The 21,547-nt window shown below is 31.4% G+C and carries 21 protein-coding genes; 6 read left to right on the forward strand and 15 right to left on the reverse strand.

From position 1 onward, the window contains the following. Positions 1-6: 6 nt before the first annotated feature. From ABD730_RS03435 to miaA, 6 genes are all read left to right on the forward strand, one after another. Positions 7-1,248: a DUF1015 domain-containing protein gene (locus ABD730_RS03435; protein WP_344712582.1), complete on the forward strand. Its 1,242-nt coding sequence runs from the start codon at positions 7-9 to the stop codon at positions 1,246-1,248. 3 nt (positions 1,249-1,251) lie between these two features. Continuing rightward, complete coding sequence (locus ABD730_RS03440) at positions 1,252-1,473, forward strand: hypothetical protein (RefSeq protein ID WP_334469542.1); 222 nt, start codon at positions 1,252-1,254, stop codon at positions 1,471-1,473. A 6-nt stretch (positions 1,474-1,479) separates the two neighbouring features. Beyond that, positions 1,480-2,139, forward strand: coding sequence for a YggS family pyridoxal phosphate-dependent enzyme (locus ABD730_RS03445; protein ID WP_344712585.1), 660 nt, complete (start codon positions 1,480-1,482; stop codon positions 2,137-2,139). 90 nt (positions 2,140-2,229) lie between these two features. Further along, positions 2,230-3,594, forward strand: coding sequence for an exonuclease domain-containing protein (locus ABD730_RS03450; RefSeq protein WP_344712685.1), 1,365 nt, complete (start codon positions 2,230-2,232; stop codon positions 3,592-3,594). A gap of 141 nt (positions 3,595-3,735) precedes the next feature. After that, the gene (locus ABD730_RS03455; RefSeq protein ID WP_344712587.1) at positions 3,736-4,626 is read left to right on the forward strand and encodes an ion transporter; all 891 of its coding nucleotides are present in this window, start codon (positions 3,736-3,738) and stop codon (positions 4,624-4,626) included. An 8-nt stretch (positions 4,627-4,634) separates the two neighbouring features. Continuing rightward, positions 4,635-5,555, forward strand: coding sequence for a tRNA (adenosine(37)-N6)-dimethylallyltransferase MiaA (gene miaA / locus ABD730_RS03460; RefSeq protein WP_344712589.1), 921 nt, complete (start codon positions 4,635-4,637; stop codon positions 5,553-5,555). A 107-nt stretch (positions 5,556-5,662) separates the two neighbouring features. Here the strand turns inward: miaA and ABD730_RS03465 are convergent, their stop codons facing one another. The 15 genes from ABD730_RS03465 to ABD730_RS03535 form a co-directional block, all read right to left on the reverse strand. Next, a complete protein-coding gene (locus ABD730_RS03465; protein ID WP_215924907.1) occupies positions 5,663-6,370 on the reverse strand; it encodes a response regulator transcription factor in 708 nt (235 codons plus the stop codon). A gap of 9 nt (positions 6,371-6,379) precedes the next feature. Continuing rightward, complete coding sequence (locus ABD730_RS03470; RefSeq protein ID WP_215924908.1) at positions 6,380-7,945, reverse strand: sensor histidine kinase; 1,566 nt, start codon at positions 7,943-7,945, stop codon at positions 6,380-6,382. Between the two features lie 69 nt (positions 7,946-8,014). Next, positions 8,015-8,608 carry a dephospho-CoA kinase gene (gene coaE, locus ABD730_RS03475; protein ID WP_334469529.1) on the reverse strand — a complete coding sequence of 198 codons (594 nt, stop codon included), beginning with the start codon at positions 8,606-8,608 and terminating at the stop codon, positions 8,015-8,017. A 1-nt stretch (position 8,609) separates the two neighbouring features. Continuing rightward, entirely contained in the window at positions 8,610-9,572 is a 963-nt protein-coding gene (locus ABD730_RS03480) for a CdaR family protein (RefSeq protein ID WP_334469527.1), read from the reverse strand. Then, positions 9,573-10,580: a glycosyltransferase family 2 protein gene (locus ABD730_RS03485; protein WP_344712594.1), complete on the reverse strand. Its 1,008-nt coding sequence runs from the start codon at positions 10,578-10,580 to the stop codon at positions 9,573-9,575. A 161-nt stretch (positions 10,581-10,741) separates the two neighbouring features. Next, positions 10,742-13,492, reverse strand: coding sequence for a GEVED domain-containing protein (locus ABD730_RS03490; RefSeq protein ID WP_344712596.1), 2,751 nt, complete (start codon positions 13,490-13,492; stop codon positions 10,742-10,744). A 244-nt stretch (positions 13,493-13,736) separates the two neighbouring features. After that, positions 13,737-14,555, reverse strand: coding sequence for an enoyl-ACP reductase FabI (locus ABD730_RS03495; RefSeq protein ID WP_344712598.1), 819 nt, complete (start codon positions 14,553-14,555; stop codon positions 13,737-13,739). 73 nt (positions 14,556-14,628) lie between these two features. Further along, positions 14,629-14,874, reverse strand: coding sequence for a hypothetical protein (locus tag ABD730_RS03500; RefSeq protein ID WP_334469519.1), 246 nt, complete (start codon positions 14,872-14,874; stop codon positions 14,629-14,631). A 13-nt stretch (positions 14,875-14,887) separates the two neighbouring features. Further along, positions 14,888-16,540 carry a DNA repair protein RecN gene (gene recN / locus ABD730_RS03505; RefSeq protein WP_334469517.1) on the reverse strand — a complete coding sequence of 551 codons (1,653 nt, stop codon included), beginning with the start codon at positions 16,538-16,540 and terminating at the stop codon, positions 14,888-14,890. A gap of 188 nt (positions 16,541-16,728) precedes the next feature. Next, the gene (gene porD / locus ABD730_RS03510) at positions 16,729-17,616 is read right to left on the reverse strand and encodes a type IX secretion system protein PorD (protein ID WP_344712601.1); all 888 of its coding nucleotides are present in this window, start codon (positions 17,614-17,616) and stop codon (positions 16,729-16,731) included. Continuing rightward, positions 17,609-18,820, reverse strand: coding sequence for a bifunctional phosphopantothenoylcysteine decarboxylase/phosphopantothenate--cysteine ligase CoaBC (gene coaBC / locus ABD730_RS03515; RefSeq protein ID WP_215924917.1), 1,212 nt, complete (start codon positions 18,818-18,820; stop codon positions 17,609-17,611). Before coaBC ends, porD begins: the two co-directional genes overlap by 8 nt. Before the next feature lie 13 nt (positions 18,821-18,833). Further along, the gene (locus tag ABD730_RS03520) at positions 18,834-19,160 is read right to left on the reverse strand and encodes a DNA-directed RNA polymerase subunit omega (RefSeq protein ID WP_215924918.1); all 327 of its coding nucleotides are present in this window, start codon (positions 19,158-19,160) and stop codon (positions 18,834-18,836) included. A gap of 11 nt (positions 19,161-19,171) precedes the next feature. Beyond that, positions 19,172-19,984: an outer membrane protein assembly factor BamD gene (locus tag ABD730_RS03525; protein WP_334469512.1), complete on the reverse strand. Its 813-nt coding sequence runs from the start codon at positions 19,982-19,984 to the stop codon at positions 19,172-19,174. A gap of 107 nt (positions 19,985-20,091) precedes the next feature. Then, positions 20,092-20,976: a 4-hydroxy-tetrahydrodipicolinate synthase gene (dapA, locus tag ABD730_RS03530; RefSeq protein ID WP_344712603.1), complete on the reverse strand. Its 885-nt coding sequence runs from the start codon at positions 20,974-20,976 to the stop codon at positions 20,092-20,094. Continuing rightward, a complete protein-coding gene (locus tag ABD730_RS03535) occupies positions 20,976-21,494 on the reverse strand; it encodes a DUF6913 domain-containing protein (RefSeq protein WP_215924921.1) in 519 nt (172 codons plus the stop codon). The genes dapA and ABD730_RS03535 overlap by 1 nt, the downstream gene beginning before the upstream one ends. Between the last annotated feature and the right edge of the window lie 53 nt (positions 21,495-21,547).

Raw genomic sequence — 21,547 nt, forward strand, 5'->3', positions numbered from 1 at the left:
TAAAACATGCCAAAAATAGTCCCATTCAAAGCCGTAAGACCCACAAGAGCAATTGTTGGTCTTGTTGCTGCGCGCCCTTATCAAAGCTATACAGTTGATGAACGAGAATCTCGAATGGCTTATAACCCGTATAGCTTTCTACATATTGTAAATCCTGGTTATAAATACGATCAAGAAGTTACAGGTGAAGAACGTTATAGGTTGGTTAAAAATAGATATTTAGAATTTAAAGAAGAGGGTGTTTTTGTTCAAGATGAAAAGCCATCATTCTATGTTTATAAAATAGTAAATCGGCATGGACAAGAATTTAGTGGCATTATTGCGGCTACTAGCGCAGAAGATTATGAAAATGACATTATAAAAAAGCATGAAGATACAATAGCCAAACGCGAAGAAACGTTTAAAAGTTATCTACAAACGGTTGGCTTTAATGCAGAACCAGTGCTACTCACCTATCCTGACAATGCGGTTATTGCACACATTATAGCAGATACTCAAAACACACGACATGCCGAGTTTGAGTTTACTATGACTTACAGAGACACGCATTATTTATGGAAAATAGATAAAAAAGAGACCATTGCTACCATTCAAAAAGAATTTGAAAAAATGGGCACAATTTATATTGCTGATGGTCACCATAGATCTGCGTCGTCATACTTATTATTTAAAGATGAAAAAGAAAAGAACACCAATCATAAAGGCTGTGAGTCTTATAACTTTTTTATGTCGTATTTAATTCCAGAATCGGATTTAGTAATACACGAGTTTAATAGACTTATTAAAGATTTAAACGGTTTAACCAAGGAAGAGTTTTTAATTAAACTAGATACTTTTTATCGTATTGAAAACAGAGGACTAATGCCTTACAAACCATCTAAACCACATCATTTTAGTATGTATTTAGATGGTGAGTTTTACTCCCTTTATTTACGAAAAACAAGCTATGAATTTAAAACATCCTTAGATAAATTAGATGCACAATTGTTATACAAAACCATACTTCAACCAATTTTAGGTATTGATGATTTACGAGATGATAGTCGTATTTCATACGTTAATGGGCAACACGACATGATTACTATAAAAAGCAGTGTAGATAGCGGAAAGTTTAAGATTGGTTTTGGTATGTGTCCGTCTAATGTAGAACAAATGAAACAAATTGCAGACGATGGTTTAACAATGCCACCTAAAAGCACTTACATTCTTCCGAAGTTGAGAAGTGGAATCACTATTTATGAATATTAAATTATGACTAAAAAATATATATTATTATTACTTTTTATAAGTATTAGCTTCGCCTGCTTTTCTCAAAACCAAGGCTCTGATACCGTTATAAAAAGTGGAGTTGGCTTAGGTAGTGTTATTGCTGTTGTAATCTCATGGGACAGAAATAAATCAATTCTATGGGCAATTTTACACGGAATATTCAGTTGGCTATATGTTATATACTATGCACTAACTAGAGATTAAATAATTATGTCTATACAAGAAAACCTATTAAAAATTAAATCAACCTTACCTGAGCACGTTACACTTGTAGCCGTTTCAAAAACGAAACCAATCAGTGATTTAATGGAAGCCTATAATACTGGACAACGCATTTTTGGAGAAAATAAAATCCAAGAAATGGCAGAAAAGCATGAACAAATGCCAAAAGATATTGAATGGCACATGATAGGACATGTTCAGCGAAATAAGGTAAAATATATGGCTGAATTTGTAAGCCTAATTCATGGTGTAGAAAGCTTCAAATTACTGAATGAAATTAATAAGCAAGCCCAAAAACACGATAGAATAATAGACTGTTTACTTCAAATTAAAATCGCTGAAGAAGACAGCAAATTTGGGATGTCTGCCGAAGATGCTTCTAACCTACTAAAATCCAATGAGTTTTCTGAATTAAAGCATATTAAAGTTGTTGGCTTAATGGGAATGGCCACATTTACTGATGACACAAATCAGATAAAAAAAGAATTTAAAAGCCTAAGTCACACATTTACAGAACTTAAACAACTACACCCTGAACTTAAAACCATTAGTATGGGAATGAGTGGAGACTATAAATTAGCTATTGATTGCGGAAGCACCATGATTCGCGTTGGAAGTAGTATATTTGGTTCTCGAAATTATAATTAACACGTTACCCGAAGAAAGTATAACAAAGCTGTCTTTAGAATTATAAAGACTGCTTAACTCTGTTCGTAAAAACGTAAAATACTTAACGCTATCTACGCAATACTAGACATAGAAACCACAGGTGGAAAGTACAATGAAGAAGGCATCACTGAAATTGCAATTTACCAATTTGATGGTCATAAAGTAACTGACCAATTTATTTCTTTGGTAAATCCCGAACGGGAAATTCAACCTTTTGTTGTTAATCTTACAGGCATAAATTCTAATATGCTTAAAAACGCACCAAAATTTTACGAAGTTGCAAAACGTATTGTTGAAATAACTGAAGATTGTATTATTGTAGCCCATAACTCTTCTTTTGATTACCGAATTCTTAAAACCGAATTTAAACGTTTAGGCTTTCCTTTTAAACGAAAAACACTTTGCACGGTTGAGCTATCTCAACAACTCATTCCTGATATGGAATCCTATAGTTTAGGCAAACTAACACGAGCATTAGGTATTCCTATGAGTGATAGACATAGAGCCAATGGAGATGCAATGGCCACTGTAAAGTTGTTTAAAATGCTATTAAACAAAGATTTAGAAAAAGTTATTATTAGAGATGCTGTTAAAATTGAAAAAAAATCTAATATTCCAACCAACCTTACAACAATTATAGAAGGATTGCCGTCAGATACAGGAGTGTACTATATTCATAATACAGAAGGTGAAATTATTTATATTGGAAAAAGTAAAAATATTAGAAAACGAATTATTCAGCATTTTACAGGTAAGAACTCTAAGTCTAAAAAAATTCAAAAACTAGTTAGTACTGTTACCTACGAAAAAACAGGAAGCGAACTTGCGGCTTTATTAAAAGAAAGTGCAGAAATAAAAGCAAATAAACCCATCTTTAATAGAGCTTTAAGAAGAACTATTTTTACCCATGCCCTTTACAGTTTTACAGATAAAAATGGCTATATAAATCTTTTTATTGATAAATCTAACAGAGAAGAAATGCCTATTACAACCTTTAGTACAAGAACAAGTGGTAAACACTTTCTCTTTAAAGCTGTCGAGGAATTTAATCTATGCCAAAAACTCACCGGTTTATACAACACAAAAACAAGTTGTTTTAAATATGAAGTAAAAGAATGTTCTGGAGCATGTATTAATGAAGAGCCTGTTGATGCCTATAATAAAAGGGTAAATTCATTAATAGAAAAGTATAGTTATGCTAATAAAAACATGCTAATTATCGATAAAGGGAGAGCTATAGAAGAAAAAAGTGTGTTTTTAATAGAAAATGGTATATTTAAAGGAATGGGCTTTTTTGATTTAAACCATCAAATAAATAACAGAGCTATTTTGGAATCTCTTATAACTCCAATGGAAAACAACAGAGACACGCAGCATATTATTCAGAGTTATATGAGAAGAAATAAAAGACTTAAAATAGTAAATTTAAACTAATATATACAAGACATATAACTTAAAAATTGTAGCATTATTTGCTGCTTTTTTAGTTTTTTTTTAGGTTTTTTTACAACACAATAAATAAACCACAACCTAAAACTTTAGAAACTATAAATTAACTTTTCGTACATTTAGAATATGATATCGAATCAAAAACATAATTGGAGAAATAGAATACATGAAGTTATCTATGAAGCTGATACTCCTTCTGGAAAGCTTTTTGATATACTGTTGTTAATATTCATATTGGTTAGTATTGTGCTGGTTATGCTAGAAAGTGTCGTAAGCATAGATGAAAAGTACCATGAACTTTTACATATTGGTGAATGGATTGTAACTATACTATTTTCTATTGAATATATTTTGAGAATAATTTCAGTAAAAAAACCATTCAAATATATATTTAGTTCATTTGGAATCATCGATTTCTTATCAACCATACCAATGTATTTATCTTTCTTTTTTGTTGGTTCCCAAGCTTTAGTAACCTTAAGGGCATTACGGCTACTGAGAGTTTTTAGAATTTTAAAATTGGCTAGGTATCTAGGAGCATCAAATCACCTAAAAGCATCGTTAGTTGCAAGTCGTGTAAAAATTATGGTTTTCTTATTTGCTGTAATGATTACTTCGGTCATTTTTGGAACTATTATGTATTTAGTAGAAGGAGAAGCCAATGGTTTTGACAACATACCAAAAAGTATTTATTGGTGTGTAGTAACATTAACTACTGTTGGATTTGGAGATATCGCCCCACAAACAGCTCTAGGACAATTTATTACAACTTTTATCATGATTTTAGGTTACGGTATTATTGCAGTACCTACAGGGATTGTTTCTGCAGAATATGTTAGAAGTGGTCAAAAAGAAGATGCCGAAAATGAAGCATTAAAAACTAATGGAAATAGTCCATCTGACAATATTACTATTCACCTCAATTCGCAACATTGCTCAAATTGTCATGCATCAGACCACAAAGATAATTCAGATTATTGCTATAATTGTGGAAATGAACTCAATCCTTTATTGTAGATTAAATAATGCCTAAAATATATCCCAAAATTGTCATTTCCGTTGTTGGTCCAACTGCGATTGGAAAAACAGCATTAAGTATTAAACTTGCCCAACATTTTAAAGCTAAAATTATTTCTGCAGACTCTCGACAATTTTACAAAGAAATGTCTATTGGAACTGCTGTACCTTCTTTAGAAGAACTAAATGCTGCACCACATCATTTTATTCAGCATAAATCTATAGATGAAAATTATAATGTTGGTGATTTTGAACGCGATGCCATTTCTAAAATAAAAGAATTACATAAAGACAACCCTATTGTAATCATGGTTGGAGGTTCTGGATTATATGTAAAAGCTGTAACAAAAGGCTTAGACTATTTTCCTGAAGTTGATTCTAATATTAGAGAAAACCTTAATCTTCAACTAGAAAAAGAGGGTTTAAATACTTTACAAGAACAACTCAACCTTTTAGATCCAGAGGCTTTTAAAACTATAGCAGTAGACAATCCGCAACGTGTTATTAGAGCTCTAGAAATTTGTATTGGTACAGGAAAACCATATACTTCTTTTCTTACCAATCCTGAAAAAAATCGAGACTTTAAGACCATTAGTATTGGCTTAAATGCTGAACGTTCTGTTATTTATGATAGAATTAACCAACGTGTAGATCTAATGATTGAAAACGGATTATTAGAAGAAGCAAAAGCTCTATTACCAAAAAAGCATCTTAATGCACTAAATACTGTTGGTTACAAAGAGTTATTTGAATACTTTGAAGGTAATGACTCTCTAGATTTTGCTGTCTCTGAAATTAAAAAGAATACCAGACGTTTTGCCAAACGACAACTCACATGGTTTAGAAAAGATGACGCAATTAAATGGTTTGATTATAAAACTGACGCTAACGCTATTATACAATATATTGCATCTAATCACCAAAAGTAAACATTACCATTTAGTTAGTAAGAATGAGTAATTACATAATATCCATCACAAAAAAATCCAGCGTAATAAACTGGATTTTTTTTGAGGTATAAAAAAGGATATAAAACTTATTTGTTGTTAATAACCAACCTAAAGCCTTCTCCGTGAATATTTAAAATTTCTACGTTAGGATCTGGTTTTAAATATTTACGCAATTTAGCAATATACACATCCATACTACGAGAGGTAAAATAATTATCATCTCTCCATATTTTAGTCAGTGCTAATTCTCTAGGCATTAAATCATTTTCATGCAATGCCAATAAACGTAACAACTCGTTTTCTTTTGGCGATAATTTTGAAGGTTCACCTCCATCGAATTTTAAGAAACGAAGTTTTGAATTGAGATCAAAACGTCCAATTTTAAATTCAAATTGTTTGCTATCTGCAACCGTATCTGTTGCCTTACGCTGAATTATAGCTTTAATTTTCATTAATAAAACCTCACTATCAAAAGGTTTATTAAGGTAATCGTCTGCTCCTACTTTATAACCTTTTAATACATCTTCTTTCATCGCTTTAGCGGTTAAGAAAATAATAGGAACGTCTGTGTTTTTTTCGCGAATTTCTTTAGCTAATGTAAAGCCATCCTTATAAGGCATCATCACATCTAATATACAAAGATCGTAATCGTCTTTTTTGAACTTTTCAAAACCTTCCATTCCATTTTTGGCATGGACAACGTCGTAATCGTTCATCATTAAATAATCTTTTAAAACGGTTCCAAAATTTGGATCGTCTTCTACCAAAAGAATTTTCTTGTTTTGTTCTTCCATAATTCGTTTTTAAGATATTAACGGCATCTTTATAATAAAAGTACTGCCTTTTCCTTTTTCACTTTCTACTGATATATGACCTTGATGGTCTTCTACTATTCTTTTTACATAGGCTAAACCTAAGCCATGTCCTTTTACATTGTGCACATTACCTGTGTGTTCTCTATAAAATTTTTCAAACACACGTTTGGCAACAGCTTTTGACATTCCATTACCTTGATCTGCTATTTTTACAATAATATTATTTCCTACGTTTTCAGTATACACATCTATTTTTGGTGCATCATCTGAATACTTAATAGCATTATCTAATATATTAACAATCACATTTGTAAAATGTGTCTCGTTTGCTAAAACTGATGACTCAGCAGCGTTTAAATGCATTTTCACATAGCCTTTACGATCTTCAACTATTAATTCTACATGTGTAATAGCATCTTCTACTAAGTCGTGTAATTCTATATGTTCCTTACTAATATTAAGTTCGTTTTTTTCTAATTTAGAAATACGCAATACATTTTCTACTTGAGCATGCATACGCTTATTTTCTTCTTTTATCATTCCTAAATAACGTTTCACCTTTTCTTGGTCATTAATTATTTTAGGGTTTTTTATAGAGTCTAATGCTAAATTGATGGTTGCAATTGGCGTTTTAAACTCATGTGTCATATTATTAATAAAGTCTGTTTTTATCTGTGATATTTGTCGTTGCTTTATTAATTGATAAATCGCACTAGCATAAGCTATGATAATAATACTTGTAAATAGTATAGACAAAAATCCCATCTTTAGTACAGAGGATATTAAATACTTTTTTCTATCCGGAAAATCGACCCAAAGATTATAATTACTCTCTTTATTATTGTCTAAAAACACAGGAATACCATAAGCCTTTTCTTTTTCAAAATTTTGGGTTTGCACCTTTGTTGCTAAATCATCATCATAAATAGCAAACTCAAAATTTAAATCTATGCCTTCATCCTTCAGTTCTCTTTTTAAGAAAGCTTCAACTTGTTTAGTCGTAACACGTTTATAAATTGGAATATCTTTTAAATACTCCTTTATAACATCTTCATACATTTGCTTTTCAATAATTGGCATAGATGAAATCTCGACCAATCGTTGCATAGGTTTTATAGAGGTATTACCATCTAAACTGGAATTACTATAAACTTCTTTAACACGCTCATTAGTTAATTTACTAATGTTAAAACTGTCTGCATCAATTTCAAAGAACAACGAAGGGACTTTAAGACGCTCTTCTAAAACCGTATTACGATTTATTATAGTGAGGTCATTTAAATCATCTTCTGATGTAATAAAAAGCTGTCTTATTTTTACCGAATCTACTTTAGTGTCTTTATTTAAGTGAGGTTGAAGCTTTGAAAATGCATCTCTTAACTCCATTTCTTCAATTGAATTAGACACAAAACTTAAAGCTCGTTTTACACTTAGTGTAAAATTTTTGTCTTCATTTTCTAAACTATTATTAATAAAAAATGATTGCACAAAAATTATTCCAATGAGAGATAAACTCATTAAGACTATCAATAAGACAAATAATTTTTTACCCATCAGTCAAATTTAACATTTTAACATTTAGTACAAATTAGGTTTAACCTTACATTAACAAAAGAAATTCTTTTATTTTTTGTTAATATCTTGAAGTATTTGCTGATGAATTTCTAAAGCTTGCTTTTTTGCTGATTCCAAATCATTATTTGTAATTACAAAATCTGACTTTTCAATTTTCTCTTTATCAGACAATTGATTCTTAATAATTGATTTCACCTTTTCTTCTGAAGTATTATCTCGCCTCATTACACGTTGTATTCGTAGATCTTCATCTGCAACTACTGTGATAATGTAATTGTATTGATTTTCAAGGTGGTTTTCAAAAATAATAGCGGCTTCTTTTATAACATAATGTGAATCCTGCTTTTTTAGCCAACGTTTAAAATGCGATGCAACTTTTGGATGTACAATCGCATTCATTTTAGAGAGTAAGGTCTTGTCGTTAAAAATTTTTGAAGATAAATACGGTCTATTTAATGTATCATCTACATAAGCAGCGTCACCAAACAACTGAATAAGTTTTCTTTTAATAATTTTAGAACGATTCATTAAAGCTTTGGCTTCGACATCTGCAATATAAACTGGTACTCCAAACGATTGAAAACACTTTAAAACCGTTGTTTTCCCACTTCCTATTCCACCTGTTAATCCTACTACTATCATCTTATAACTTTATAAAATCTATTCGTTTCTGTTTTATATTAACATGTTTTACAGACGCTGGCTTCTTTACTATTTTAGGTACTAAATACGTTTGGTTTGCATTTAAGTCTGTATAATCACATTCTAATTTAAAATTTGAAGCTTTGATAGCGTTATAGCTTTCTAAATCTACATAATAGGAAACACTAACTGTTTTTGGAAAATAATTAATTGTAACATCCTTGGGCTGATTGGTTATAGTAACAGGAACTTCTACAATGCCTTCTGTAAATCTAGCAACCTCTCCTGATACGGAAATTGACTTTGGAAATATTTCAATATTTTCAAAACCTGAAATATCTAAATTTACGTTTTTTTCAATATTGTTTTTAACATTATTAAGGGTTAAATTCTCAGTATTAATGTGAGTAATTTTGTCGACCTCAGAAGTTGAACCTACAATTTTCACACTGTCTTTATCAAATTTAAGTTCCCCTTTTAAATCATAACCTACAGCATAATTAATAGTCTGTTTTAAAGTTATAGGAACCATTTTTGAAGCTCTCTTAGAAAATGAAATTAAAAGTGTATCTGGTAAAACAGAAAGTAATTTATAGGAATGACCTAATTGATCTTCTATTAAATATTTATGCTTTTGTACATCGAACAAAAAATGATTGGATTTTACAGTCACATCTTTTTTTGCGTTTAAAACAAGCCCTCTATAACTATTAAACATTAGCGGCACTAATGAAAAGCCTTTAGCCTCTACATACGCATTAATATAATTAATCGAGTCATTTTCTAACAAAATTTCATCTTCAAAATCGACTAAATTCACTTTTAGTTGTATTGTCTGTTTATAATCGTTAGACAACTTAGAAATAATTAAAAACACAAATGCAATGGCAAAGAACAGACTAAAACGCTTAACGCTTTTCTTTTTTAAGTAGTCTAATATGTTTATTTTTTTCTTAGAATTCATTTATACTTTAAAAAAAAGTTGTGGAAATGCCTCTTCTGGGTGCTTACCCAAAACAACCAGATTAAATGTAGACTTTAAAAAACCATAACCATAGCCTACAAACTGAATAATTATAGCAAATAAAGCCTGAAACGCTACACTGATGCTTCGGGTTGAAATTAAAGCCATTACAAAAGCTAAAGTAAAATATAAACCATAAAGATATAATGGCAAATTTATATGTAATAATGCCAATATAATTGAAACAATTATCCCTAAACTAAATAAAGTAGGAAACCAATACACTAAACTTTTAGATTTAGGATGCCATTGATTAAGAATTGGTCTTACCATACCAAATTTGTAAACTTGAGTATAAAACTTAGACCAAGAGACCCTGCGTTTATGATAAACAAAAGCCGTTTCAATTAGCGTAGTTTTAAAGCCTAATTGGTGTAAACGTAATGACAAATCGGGATCCTCACCTGGATGAATTTTCCCAAAACCACCAGAAGCTAAAAATGCTTTTTTAGACAATCCCATATTAAAACTTCTTGGCTGAAAATCTTCAAGCTTTTGTTTTCCACCTCTAATACCGCCTGTTGTTATAAACGAAGTCATAGCAAAATTAATGGCTTTTTGCAGATTTGTAAACGACGAATGCGCCGCGTCTGGCCCACCAAAGCAATCGTAATAAGATGCATTTAAAAACGTTTCAACTTCTATTAAATAATTTGACGGCAACAAAACATCTGAATCTAAAATAATATAATAGCTTCCTTTTGCTTTTGTCATACCAAAGTTTCTAGAATCACCTGGACCTGAATTGGGTTTAAAATAGTATGAAATATTTAGATGATTACTAAATTGCTCAACTATGTTTTCTGAAGTTTCTGTAGACCCATCTTCTACAATGACAATTTCATAACTACGATGACCTTTAAAATTTAAAAAACTCTCTAGGAGTTCTTTAATTTCATCTGGTCTATTATAAACTGGAATAATAAAGGAAAAATCAATGTCATTCATAGGTAACAAAGATAAATAAACCAAGCGCAACTTTTAATAGTTACATGAGCTTTAAATGCATAGACCACCATTAAATTAAAATGACGCATTGAAGTCTTGGTTTTTAAATAAAAAAAAGCCGCTAAAATAGCGGCTTTTCTGTAATTATATGTTGATTAAGCTTATTGCTTCATCACTCTTATTGTTTCTGTAACATTTGCAATAGTTACTTTAACAAAATAAGTACCTGTTTGTAAGCTAGACATGTCTAAATTACTATCTACTGAGTTAGGTGAAACTCTTAATACTTCTTGTCCTAGCATATTATACATTGCCACTTGCTCTATTGTATTTTTAGCATTTAATGTTAATGTATTTTTAACTGGGTTAGGAAAGTAAGAGAATGCGGCTTCAGTTTCAAAATTGTTTACACTTAACGCTTCATCTGGAGACCATAAGGCTATTGTGAAATTTGGTGTAGACGTTGGGCCTACACTATAATAAAATACTCTTACAAAGTAAGTTTCACCTACCACAAAATCAGTACGACTAATTCTTGGGTTACCATATGTAGAATCATAATCATCACATTCAATTGAGACTAAACTACCACAAGCTCCACTAAATAATTCAATTACCCCATCAAAATCATCAGTTACATCAATATTAGCAGCTGTTGAAGTAGCTACAAAACTATACCAAACATCATCATTTGCATTACTACCTGCACAAGCTGCAATACCTGAGTCGGTTGCACTAGCAATAGTTCCTGACACTTGTGTTGCAGAAGCTAAATCAGTAATTTCATTTTCAACAGTTAATACTACTGCTCCTTCGCAATCATCATTTGCTGGTGGTGGTGGTGGTGTTCCAATACAAATATCAAAAGTTGTCGTTGGATTAGCTGCTGTGCTATATGAATTTACTCTTAACAAATATGTTTCACCTACCGTTAATCCTGTTAAAGTACTGTTATCAGAGTCACTACAGTTTATGTTTGTAAGTGTCCCACAAGCCCCTGACCAAACAGAATGATACAAATCAGTTGGATCACCTGTTACATTTAACAAATCTATTTTATGAGATTCTGCTGTTGCCACAAAAGAAAACCATACATCATCATTTTCAGTACCAAAACATGTAGCTTCATCTTCACCTGATGCAGTAGCGTATTGAATAGTACCTGTAGTAGTTACTGCACAATCAAAATCTGCATTTACAGTTAATGCAATTGCTCCTGCACAATCATCATTAGCTACCGGATCTACAACAAGCTCAATACTTACATTGTTAGTCCCATCCCAAGTGCCATTGAAACCTCCATAAGTATAAGCTGCGTTATTTAAACGCCATCTTGCAGCTACATAGTTTGTACCAGGTGGAGTATCTGAAGTGGTATATGCATATTCATCATCATTACCTGAATCACTGCTATATGTAGCAACTTTCCATAGCGCGTTGTCCCAAGTTGCAGGATCAGTATTCTCGTTATTAATTGCAATCCAACATTCAACACCAGCACCTGCACCTTCTGCATCGGTAACACCAGCTTCGTACCCTTTAGCATACACTGTTACCGCTGTACCAGCGCTAATCGATAAAGATACATCACTACCATTAACACCATCAGTTACCCACTGTACATTATTAAAATCCATAGCATCAGTAGGCGCAGCTACAATAGTTAGTTTGTAATCCTCTACCTCACCTCTTCCAGAACCAAAGGCACAGGCATCATCATTAGGATTAGAATCATTATAATCTACCATAGTTCTTAGTCTATAGTCACCCATAGCTGTTCCACTTGGCACGGCTATTGTAGCTTCAAATGGACCATTATCATAACCTGTTGTATTGTAAACGGTTTCTGTGTCAGCATCGAATATAAAATCATTATTCCAATCTACCCAAACAGCATAACCAGCTGTTCCTCCAACAATTGTAGCTGAAAAATCAAATGCACCTCCTTCGAAGCTTTCAATTGTATTTGTATCATAGTAATCTGCGTATCCAGTACCTGTATAACCTGTTTCACTTGTTGATGTATCCATTAAAGCACCTGTTACAGTAAATGAATCTGTATAGGTACCAGGATTTGTAGATTCAGGAACACAATATCCTGTATAAAAATATCCAGGTCCAACCCATGCACTTACATCACCACCTGTACAATCTGCTTGCACGTAAAATTCATATGCTGTATCTGCAGCTAAACCAGTTTTAGTAAATGAGTTTGCAACACCAGTATCAGTTGCAATACCAGTTGGAGCATCTCCTGCTAATACAACTTCAACGTTATACAAAGATGCAGAACCATTTTCTACCCAAGATAAAACTGCTTGATTTGATTCTAAGTTAGAAACTGATAAATCAGAAGGTTGTGGACAGCTAATAGCCTGAGTAATATAAATATTATCTATATAAAAATAACTGTCACCAGATACCCACTCACCTCTTACTCTAAATTTAAAATCTGATCCGCTTGGTAGACTAGCCGCAGGTATTACATCAGAGTATTGCGTACAAGCTGTTGTTTCTGTAACCGCAAAAGAAGAAATTAAATTCCAGTCTGTACCATCATTAGTTGAATACTCTACATGAATAATATAATCTACTGCATTAGTAGAATATGGTCTAGCATTCCATTGAAATTCAACTGTTGTATCTGTCTCATTTGAGACACCTACGTAATTAGGAGAAGTTAAATCTCCATCGAAAGCCTCTTCAGTCCAAGTACTATAATATAAATTATTGTATACATTCCCTGTACCTTCACATAAGTAATCTACATTTGTATTTGAATAATAATAAGTGTTAGTCCAATCTGCAGGCACTCCTGAATCTAATGACTCGTCAATAAATATTTGCGACTGTCCTTGCCAAGAAAAGGCAAAACAACACAGTGCAAATAAGCAAAGCGTAATTTTTTTCATAAAATTGTATTTTTAAGTTAGTAATTCTTTAAAAATATGTTAATTATTTAGAATAACTTTTAGTTTAACTTTCAAATCGTTGAAATGTCGAAAATACCGACAAAAAACATTTAGGCTATATTTTAAAATAATTGACTCTTTTACTTCAATTAGACTGTCAAAATTCATGAATTTTAAAAGCGATAAAAAAGCCGCTATGTAATAATTAACATAACGGCTAAAAGTATATTGTTTATTGAGTTGCTTATTGATTATCTACAAAGGTTTCCATAACAGCATCACTGACCCCCATATTACTAAATCCTCCATCGTTATATAAATTCTGAAGCGTTACTCGTTTTGTTAAATCACTAAATAGTGTCACAGTATAATTTGCACAATCCATTGCAGTTGCATTACCTAAAGGCGACATTTTTTCTGCATAAGCTATAAATCCATCAAAACCTTTTACACCTGAACCTGCTGTAGTTGGTGTTGGTGATTGCGAAATGGTATTAACTCGTACTTTTTTATCTCTACCAAAGAAATAGCCAAAGCTACGTGCAATACTTTCTAAATATGCCTTATTATCTGCCATATCGTTATAATCAGGAAATACACGTTGTGCAGCCATATACGTTAAAGCTACAATACTTCCCCATTCATTCATGGCATCAGCTTTGTAAAGTGTTTGCATAACTTTATGAAAAGACATTGCTGACACATCTGTTCCTTTTTGTGTCCATGCATAATTTTGATCTGTATAGTGTTTTCCTTTTCTAACATTAATAGACATACCTATTGAATGTAAAACAAAATCAATTTTACCTCCTAAAATCTCCATAGATTGTTCTACTAAATTTTGTAAATCTGCTTCCGAAGTTGCATCTGCAGGAATAATTTGAGAACCTGTTTTTTTTGCCAATTCATCTATCTGTCCCATTCTCATAGCAACAGGTGCATTGGTTAATACAAACGTACCACCTTCTTCATGTACACGTTCAGCAGTTTTCCATGCAATAGAGTTTTCGTCTAAAGCTCCAAATATGATTCCTTTTTTTCCTTTTAGTAAATTGTATGACATATGGTTATTGTTTTAGTTGTTTGTTTTTTAAAGTCTAAAAATTGCGACTGTTAGCTTATAAATTGATTTTAGGTTATAATTCTTCAATAATATTATTCCATTTATCTGTCCATTGGCCGTCTTTATATATAATGAGACCAAATTTTTTATGATAATATTTATCACCATTTTGTAATACGACGCTATTATCTGGAAAAATATAGTCAGGAACACATTCTCCGTTTATAATTACATGATTAACCTCACAAGGATCATCTTTATCACAAGCAAGACACACAAGGCCACCTGCAAATAATAGAATTATAAAATACCGTTTCATCTTTTAAAATTAATTAATTTAACAATTGCTTTGCATGTGCCATTGCTGAATCTGTAATATTTAATCCACCAAGCATCTGAGCAATCTCTACGATACGTTCGTCTTCATTTAATTTTTTAAGCTGTGTATGTGTTACTTCTTCGATATCTGTTTTAAACACTTTAAAATGCGAGTTGCCTTTGGCTGCAATTTGAGGCAAATGTGTAATAGTAAATACTTGCATTTGACTACTCATTTGCTTCATTATCTCTCCCATTTTGTTTGAAATCTCACCTGAAACACCCGTATCAATTTCATCGAACATTATAGATGGCAACTGAATATATTCAGCCAATATAGATTTTATAGCCAACATTATACGTGACAGTTCTCCACCTGAGGCTGATTTTTTAAGCTCGTTAAAACTAGACCCTTTATTAGCCATAAATAAAAATTGTAAGTTGTCTTTTCCATTTTTAAGAAAATGACGAGTAGTTTCTAATTCTACTTTAAACTTTGCATTTGGCATGCCTAAATCTGAAAGTATAGCCTCTAATTTTGAAACAAAAACTGGAATAATTTTCTTTCTTTTATTATGGATTTTTAAAGCCACTTGATTAAGCTTCTCTTCTAATTTTAAAATCTGCTCTTCTTTAAGGCGTATGGTATCGTCTAAAATTTCGGTATTGTCAATTTTAGATTTTAAATCATTTTTAATAGTGATTAATTCCTCAATTTCTGAGACCGAATGTTTTTGAAATAGATTGTTTATAATTTGAAGTTTACTACCAATTTGTTCTAATTCTTGCGGATCTGTAGATAAATTTTCTTCTAAATTATCTAACTCAACTAAAATATCTTCGAGTTCAATTCCAACACTATCAATACGAGCTTTTAAGCTTTCATATAATTTACCAAAACCAGCAATTTTAGATAATTCTTGCTTTACAGCTTTTAATTGATCTATGGCACCAAGGTCTTCGGTATTTAATATGACTTTAGAACTACTTAACTTCTCTCCTATGGTTTCTACATTATTGAGCTCTTCATATTGATTTTCTAAATCTTCAAGATCAATTTTCTCTAAATTTATTTCCTTTAACTCGTTAGATAAAAACAGATTATAATCGTATTCTTTTATCAATTCAGCCTTAGAAAGCTTTAATTCTTCTAAATCTTTTTGAAGTGACTTATACGCTACTAAGCCTTTTGAAAATGTTTCCAAATTAGACTTGTTTTCAGCTAAAGCATCTATAACTTTAAACTGATAATCGTCTTGGGTTAATTGTTGTGTTTGATGCTGCGAATGAATATCTATTAAGTAGCTACTCAAAGCGACTAAACTTTCTAAGGTTACAGGTGTATCATTAATAAAGGCTCTTGATTTTCCTGAAGGTAAAATTTCGCGTCTAATAATAGTTTGCACATCATAATCTAAATCTAAAACCTTAAATAGTTCTTTTAAATCATAATTAGCAATGTCAAATACGGCTTCTATAATGCATTTTTCTTCTGCATTTTTCACCTGACTTAAATCTGCACGTTTGCCTAAAACTAAAGATAGACCACCTAATAAGATAGATTTTCCGGCACCTGTCTCTCCTGTAATGATAGTTAAACCATTATTAAATGCAACATTTAACTCATCTATGAGTGCGTAATTTTTTATGTAAAGTGATGTGAGCAAGACTTTATAATTTGTTATACAAATTTAAGCGTTTACTTATTCATATTTTGAAATAGGTAAAAAAATATTCGAGTTTACTATACTCTTATATGTTCTGGTAAAAATATAAAGGATTCTGAAATACTGCAATAACTTAAAACGGAAGATTCTACATAGGCAATAACAGTGTAGACTATTTGAATAGCATATTAATACTTAATATTTCGCCACTTTTGTGAATGCATTGGCGCTATTCTGTTTAAGATATCCATTGCTTTTGTAATGTTAACACTTGGTCCTCCAGAAAGAATATCCATAATTTCATCTGCTTTAGCATCAAAAAACACCCGCATTAGAAATGAATTTGGTCGTATACTATGTACTTTCTGTAATTCATCTAATGCAGAAATAATTTGTGTCTTTCCGTCCTTTGCTCCTTCATTCATAATATCTAAGCCTTCAATATGATATTTATACATTGTAGATCTCATGGCTTTATATGATGGTGATAATAAATTATCTATTAACGCAAAACGCGACTGCAAACCATCTTCTAGTTTCCAACCTTGCCCACTTAGCTGCTGCGAATAATTTGCAATTGTTTGGGCTTGTTTAAAATAGTTATCTCCTCCATTAAGCTCAAACGTATCTGCATCCATTCCTAAAATCATATACACATGAAATGATAATACTGAAATTAAGTTAGATTCAAACTGGCTCTCATTAAACACTAAATTTTGGAATTCTAAATACTGAAAATTAAAATCTCTATCATTATAATTATAAACAGGTGAACTGTAAGTTGAATTAAAAACTGGTCGAGATGATGATACTTGAAGTGAAGCCGAAAACGAATCGTTATTATAGTCTTTAACATTAATTACCATACTACAATTAATACGCTCTTGTGCTCCAAATTTTTCTCCTGTCCATTTGGTATTATTAATGAACTCTGTGAGTTGTTTTTCTAATGTTCTGAAAACAACATTATTTTCATTTCCTGTTTGTTGAGCTATAACACTAACCGTACAATTTAATTCTTGAGAGAATGTTACTGTTGTACATAAAAAAGCAAATAAAAAAAATAGGTTACGCATGTGTTTGTTTTAATATAAGTTGCATTAAATCTTCAGCCACTTCGGTCTTAGATTTTAATTCATTTTCAATAATACTGTTAGAAGATGTTATAAATGTAACTTTATTTGTTGACACCCCAAAACCTGCTCCTTTATCTTGTAATGAGTTTAGTACAATAAGATCTAAATTCTTAGACTTTAATTTACCTTTGGCATGTTCTAATTCATTATTTGTTTCTAAAGCAAAACCGACTAAAAATTGGTCTTTTTTTATCTCTCCAAGAGATTTTAAAATATCTTTTGTCTTTTCTAACTCAATAGTAAACGTTGTTTCTTTCTTTTTTATTTTCTGAGTGGCAACATTCTTTGGTCTATAGTCTGCAACAGCTGCTGAAAGAATAGCAATATCTGAAGTATTAAAATGCTTATGAACTTCAGTATACATGTCTTCTGCACTAACTACAGGTTTTACTGTTACAAAGTTATCTGCTAATTTTTGATGTGTTGGACCAGTAACTAAAATTACCTGAGCACCTAATTTTGATGCTGCTTTTGCAATTTCAAATCCCATTTTTCCGCTAGAATGATTACCAATAAATCTAACAGGATCTATGGCTTCATAAGTAGGTCCAGCTGTTATTAAAACACGCTTTCCTCTTAAAGGTAATTGCTCTAGAATATCTTTTTCAATAAAACTAACAATATCTTCTGGTTCTGCCATACGACCTTCTCCAACCAAACCACTAGCAAGCTCACCAGTACCTGCAGGAATGAGTTGATTTCCGTATGATGTTAGCTTGTCAAAAGATGTTTTGGTAGAATGATGCTTATACATATCTAAATCCATAGCAGGAGCAAAATAGACAGGGCATTTTGCAGAAAGATAAGTTGCTAATAAAATATTATCACAAACACCATTTGCCATTTTAGCCATAGTATTTGCTGTAGCAGGTGCTATAACAAACAAATCAGCCCAAAGGGCTAAATCGACATGATTGTTCCAGACTTGGTTATTATCTTCTTCATCTGTAAAAGATGAATACACCGGATTTTTAGATAATGTAGAAAGGGTAAGTGGAGTTACAAACTCTTTAGAAGCAGGCGTCATAACGACTTTTACGTTAGCGCCTGCTTTAATAAATAATCTGACTAAACTAGCAGATTTATATGCGGCAATACCAGCAGTAATGCCCAATAAAATATTTTTATCCTTTAGAATAGACATCTAAGGTTTTTATTTATGGCTGAGGGTCATCAGTATTTCTGTGATAAATCTTATCATCTAACCACTCTTTAACAGCTAAAGAATGTGGCTTTGGTAATTTTTCATAAAACTTAGACACTTCTATTTGTTCTTTGTTTTCAAAAATTTCTTCAAGACTATCATTGTAAGTTGCAAACTCTTCTAGCTTGTCAATTAACTCACGTCTAATATCTGTATTAATTTGCTCAGCACGTCTAGAAATTACAGAAATAGCTTCATAGATATTATCTGTTGCTGCATCAATTTCGTTTCTGTCGTAAGTAATAGTACTTACAGGTGCATCTGTCTTTTTTAAATCCATCGTTATAATGTTTAACTTTTAGTAGTAAACGTATTTAATTCTTGTTCTAATTCTTGTTTTTGTATCCTCGCGTCTTCCATATGTTCTGAATTTGGATACGCTTTTTCTAATGCGTTGTAATAGGCTAAAGCGTCTTTTAAACGTTTTTCCTTCAAATAATCTACACTTAATATCGCTAATTTATAAGCAGAATCAAATCTGTAATAAAAAACTTCGCTTCTTAAAGTAGATCCTGGGAATTCGAGCAACATATTATTAAATGATTTAATAGCCGCACCATAATCGCCACTATAACCACCTATTAAATTGTATTGCATAGCTATTTCAAAAGCTTTTTTCTCTAATTTGAAATCTAACTCTTTAATTAATGCATTTGCTTCTGCTAAATATTTAGAATTAGGATAAACATTTACAAATAATTGTAATTTTTCAATAGCTTCTACCGTTTCTTTCTGTTCTTTAGAATAAACAGGCGAATTAAAGTAATAGCCTTTAGCAGATAAGAAAGCAGCTTCTTCTGCTTTTTCACTCTGCGGGTAAATATCTGTAAACTTATCTAAATGATAACTTGCAATGTAATAATCTCCTAAGTGATAAGAACACATTGCATGCATATAGGTTAATTTTTCAGCTTGTGGTTTCCCTCTATACTTCTGAAGAATTTGTTCACATAATCTAAAAGATTTGCTCCATTTTCCAGCATCGTATAGCTCAGTTGCCATTTCAAACTTTGCGGCAGTATCTTCAGATTTTAATGTTTTCTGAAAATCACTACACGAAATAAGTAGTACACTAACAAGTAGTATGTAAAGTCCTCTCTTCATAAATTTTAAACAGAATGCAAAAGTAAGCATTATTAACGGATTTAAAAAAAATTATTATATGCTAAAGTAAGTGATGTTATTATGCTAAAAACCTATTTATATAAAGTTTAACTTTTTCCTAATGACTTCAACTCTTTTTTAATCATTTCTTTGAGCTGATCTGTAGCTTCTACAAGTGGTAAACGCACATGTGATTTTGAGATATTTAACGCTTCTAAAACTGCTTTTATACCTGAAGGGTTATTTTCAGAAAATATTAACCCTGTAATAGGCATTAATTTAAAATAAATATCATAAGCTTCCTTTGCTTTACGAGCAATACCTAAGCGTATCATTTCAGAAAACTCTTTTGGCAATGCTTGTCCTATAACAGAGATAACACCTGAACCACCAGCTAAAGCAACACCCAATGCTAAATCGTCATCACCAGATAACACTAAAAAGTCTTTTGGTTTACTTCGTAATAATTCTAAATATTGGTGTACATTATTACCCGCTTCTTTAATAGCAACTATATTATCAAAATCTTTTGCCAATCTAAAAGTAGTTTCTGGCAACATGTTAGACGATGTTCTTCCTGGTACGTTATATAAAATTATTGGTTTTGGCGACACTTCTGCAATAGCTTTGAAATGCTGATAAATACCTTCTTGAGTTGGTTTACTATAATAAGGAGAAACCGATAGAATTCCGTCAATAGTAGAAAAATCTGTAGCTTTTATTTCAGCTATAACTTCTGCTGTATTATTTCCTCCAATACCTAAAACTAATGGTAATCTTCCATTATTTACCTTAGCTATAAATACTATTAATTGTTTTTTCTCTTCAGCGGTAACAGTTACACTTTCTCCTGTGGTTCCGCTTATCACTAAATAATCTGTACCGTTGGCAATGTTGTATTCTACCAAACGCTCTAAAGCATCAAAATCAATACTTAAATCAGCGTTAAAAGGTGTGATTAATGCTACACCAGTTCCTATAAATTTGGTCATTATATTTTTTTTAAAATGTTTAAGTATTTTTTTAATTCTTGTTTAAAAATGTTGATATCCTTTAACTCTACGTCAATTATTAAATCGTACAAACGCTCATCTTCATTAGAAATTCCTACTTTTAAATTGGCTTTAGAAGCTGCAGTTATAAGGTTTAATTGCAATACAGGATTTTTATAAAAGCAAAGCAACATATCATAAGGCTCATTAATAAAATCTTCTAAGTCGATATTTTTTATTTTTCCTTTCCACCCAAAATCTTTTGGACTAAAATGTGCGTTCCATTGGTTGTACTCTAACTTATCATCCATAGTAAAGGCTACAATTTTATGCTTTGGAGACGTTAATCCCAATTCTTTAAAATAAACCCTAAACACCTCAAATTCATGAAATTCGCTAGCATTAAGTAATACTGCAATTGTCTTTATTTTATTGTTGTTTACCGTAGGTTTACGTTCTGTCAACAATTTGTTCACATATTTTCGATTTGATTTTTCTTTAAATGCTTTTAAAATCATTTATCTTTAGCCTTTGTGCAAATTTAAGAAAAGCACTCACATTTTATTACAAA

The organism is Winogradskyella damuponensis, from assembly GCF_039538385.1.
Classification (GTDB): domain Bacteria; phylum Bacteroidota; class Bacteroidia; order Flavobacteriales; family Flavobacteriaceae; genus Winogradskyella; species Winogradskyella damuponensis.

Coding starts and splice junctions, on each gene's coding strand:
- coaE (WP_334469529.1), bottom strand. CDS start 8,608: ATGATAGTAGTAGGATTAACAGGTGGAATAGGAAGTGGGAAAACAACG.
- ABD730_RS03435 (WP_344712582.1), top strand. CDS start 7: ATGCCAAAAATAGTCCCATTCAAAGCCGTAAGACCCACAAGAGCAATT.
- ABD730_RS03480 (WP_334469527.1), bottom strand. CDS start 9,572: ATGAATTCTAAGAAAAAAATAAACATATTAGACTACTTAAAAAAGAAA.
- ABD730_RS03445 (WP_344712585.1), top strand. CDS start 1,480: ATGTCTATACAAGAAAACCTATTAAAAATTAAATCAACCTTACCTGAG.
- coaBC (WP_215924917.1), bottom strand. CDS start 18,820: ATGTCTATTCTAAAGGATAAAAATATTTTATTGGGCATTACTGCTGGT.
- dapA (WP_344712603.1), bottom strand. CDS start 20,976: ATGACCAAATTTATAGGAACTGGTGTAGCATTAATCACACCTTTTAAC.
- ABD730_RS03535 (WP_215924921.1), bottom strand. CDS start 21,494: ATGATTTTAAAAGCATTTAAAGAAAAATCAAATCGAAAATATGTGAAC.
- ABD730_RS03455 (WP_344712587.1), top strand. CDS start 3,736: ATGATATCGAATCAAAAACATAATTGGAGAAATAGAATACATGAAGTT.
- porD (WP_344712601.1), bottom strand. CDS start 17,616: ATGCGTAACCTATTTTTTTTATTTGCTTTTTTATGTACAACAGTAACA.
- ABD730_RS03470 (WP_215924908.1), bottom strand. CDS start 7,945: ATGGGTAAAAAATTATTTGTCTTATTGATAGTCTTAATGAGTTTATCT.
- ABD730_RS03520 (WP_215924918.1), bottom strand. CDS start 19,160: ATGGATTTAAAAAAGACAGATGCACCTGTAAGTACTATTACTTACGAC.
- ABD730_RS03495 (WP_344712598.1), bottom strand. CDS start 14,555: ATGTCATACAATTTACTAAAAGGAAAAAAAGGAATCATATTTGGAGCT.
- ABD730_RS03500 (WP_334469519.1), bottom strand. CDS start 14,874: ATGAAACGGTATTTTATAATTCTATTATTTGCAGGTGGCCTTGTGTGT.
- ABD730_RS03490 (WP_344712596.1), bottom strand. CDS start 13,492: ATGAAAAAAATTACGCTTTGCTTATTTGCACTGTGTTGTTTTGCCTTT.
- ABD730_RS03485 (WP_344712594.1), bottom strand. CDS start 10,580: ATGAATGACATTGATTTTTCCTTTATTATTCCAGTTTATAATAGACCA.
- ABD730_RS03440 (WP_334469542.1), top strand. CDS start 1,252: ATGACTAAAAAATATATATTATTATTACTTTTTATAAGTATTAGCTTC.
- miaA (WP_344712589.1), top strand. CDS start 4,635: ATGCCTAAAATATATCCCAAAATTGTCATTTCCGTTGTTGGTCCAACT.
- ABD730_RS03465 (WP_215924907.1), bottom strand. CDS start 6,370: ATGGAAGAACAAAACAAGAAAATTCTTTTGGTAGAAGACGATCCAAAT.
- ABD730_RS03525 (WP_334469512.1), bottom strand. CDS start 19,984: ATGAAGAGAGGACTTTACATACTACTTGTTAGTGTACTACTTATTTCG.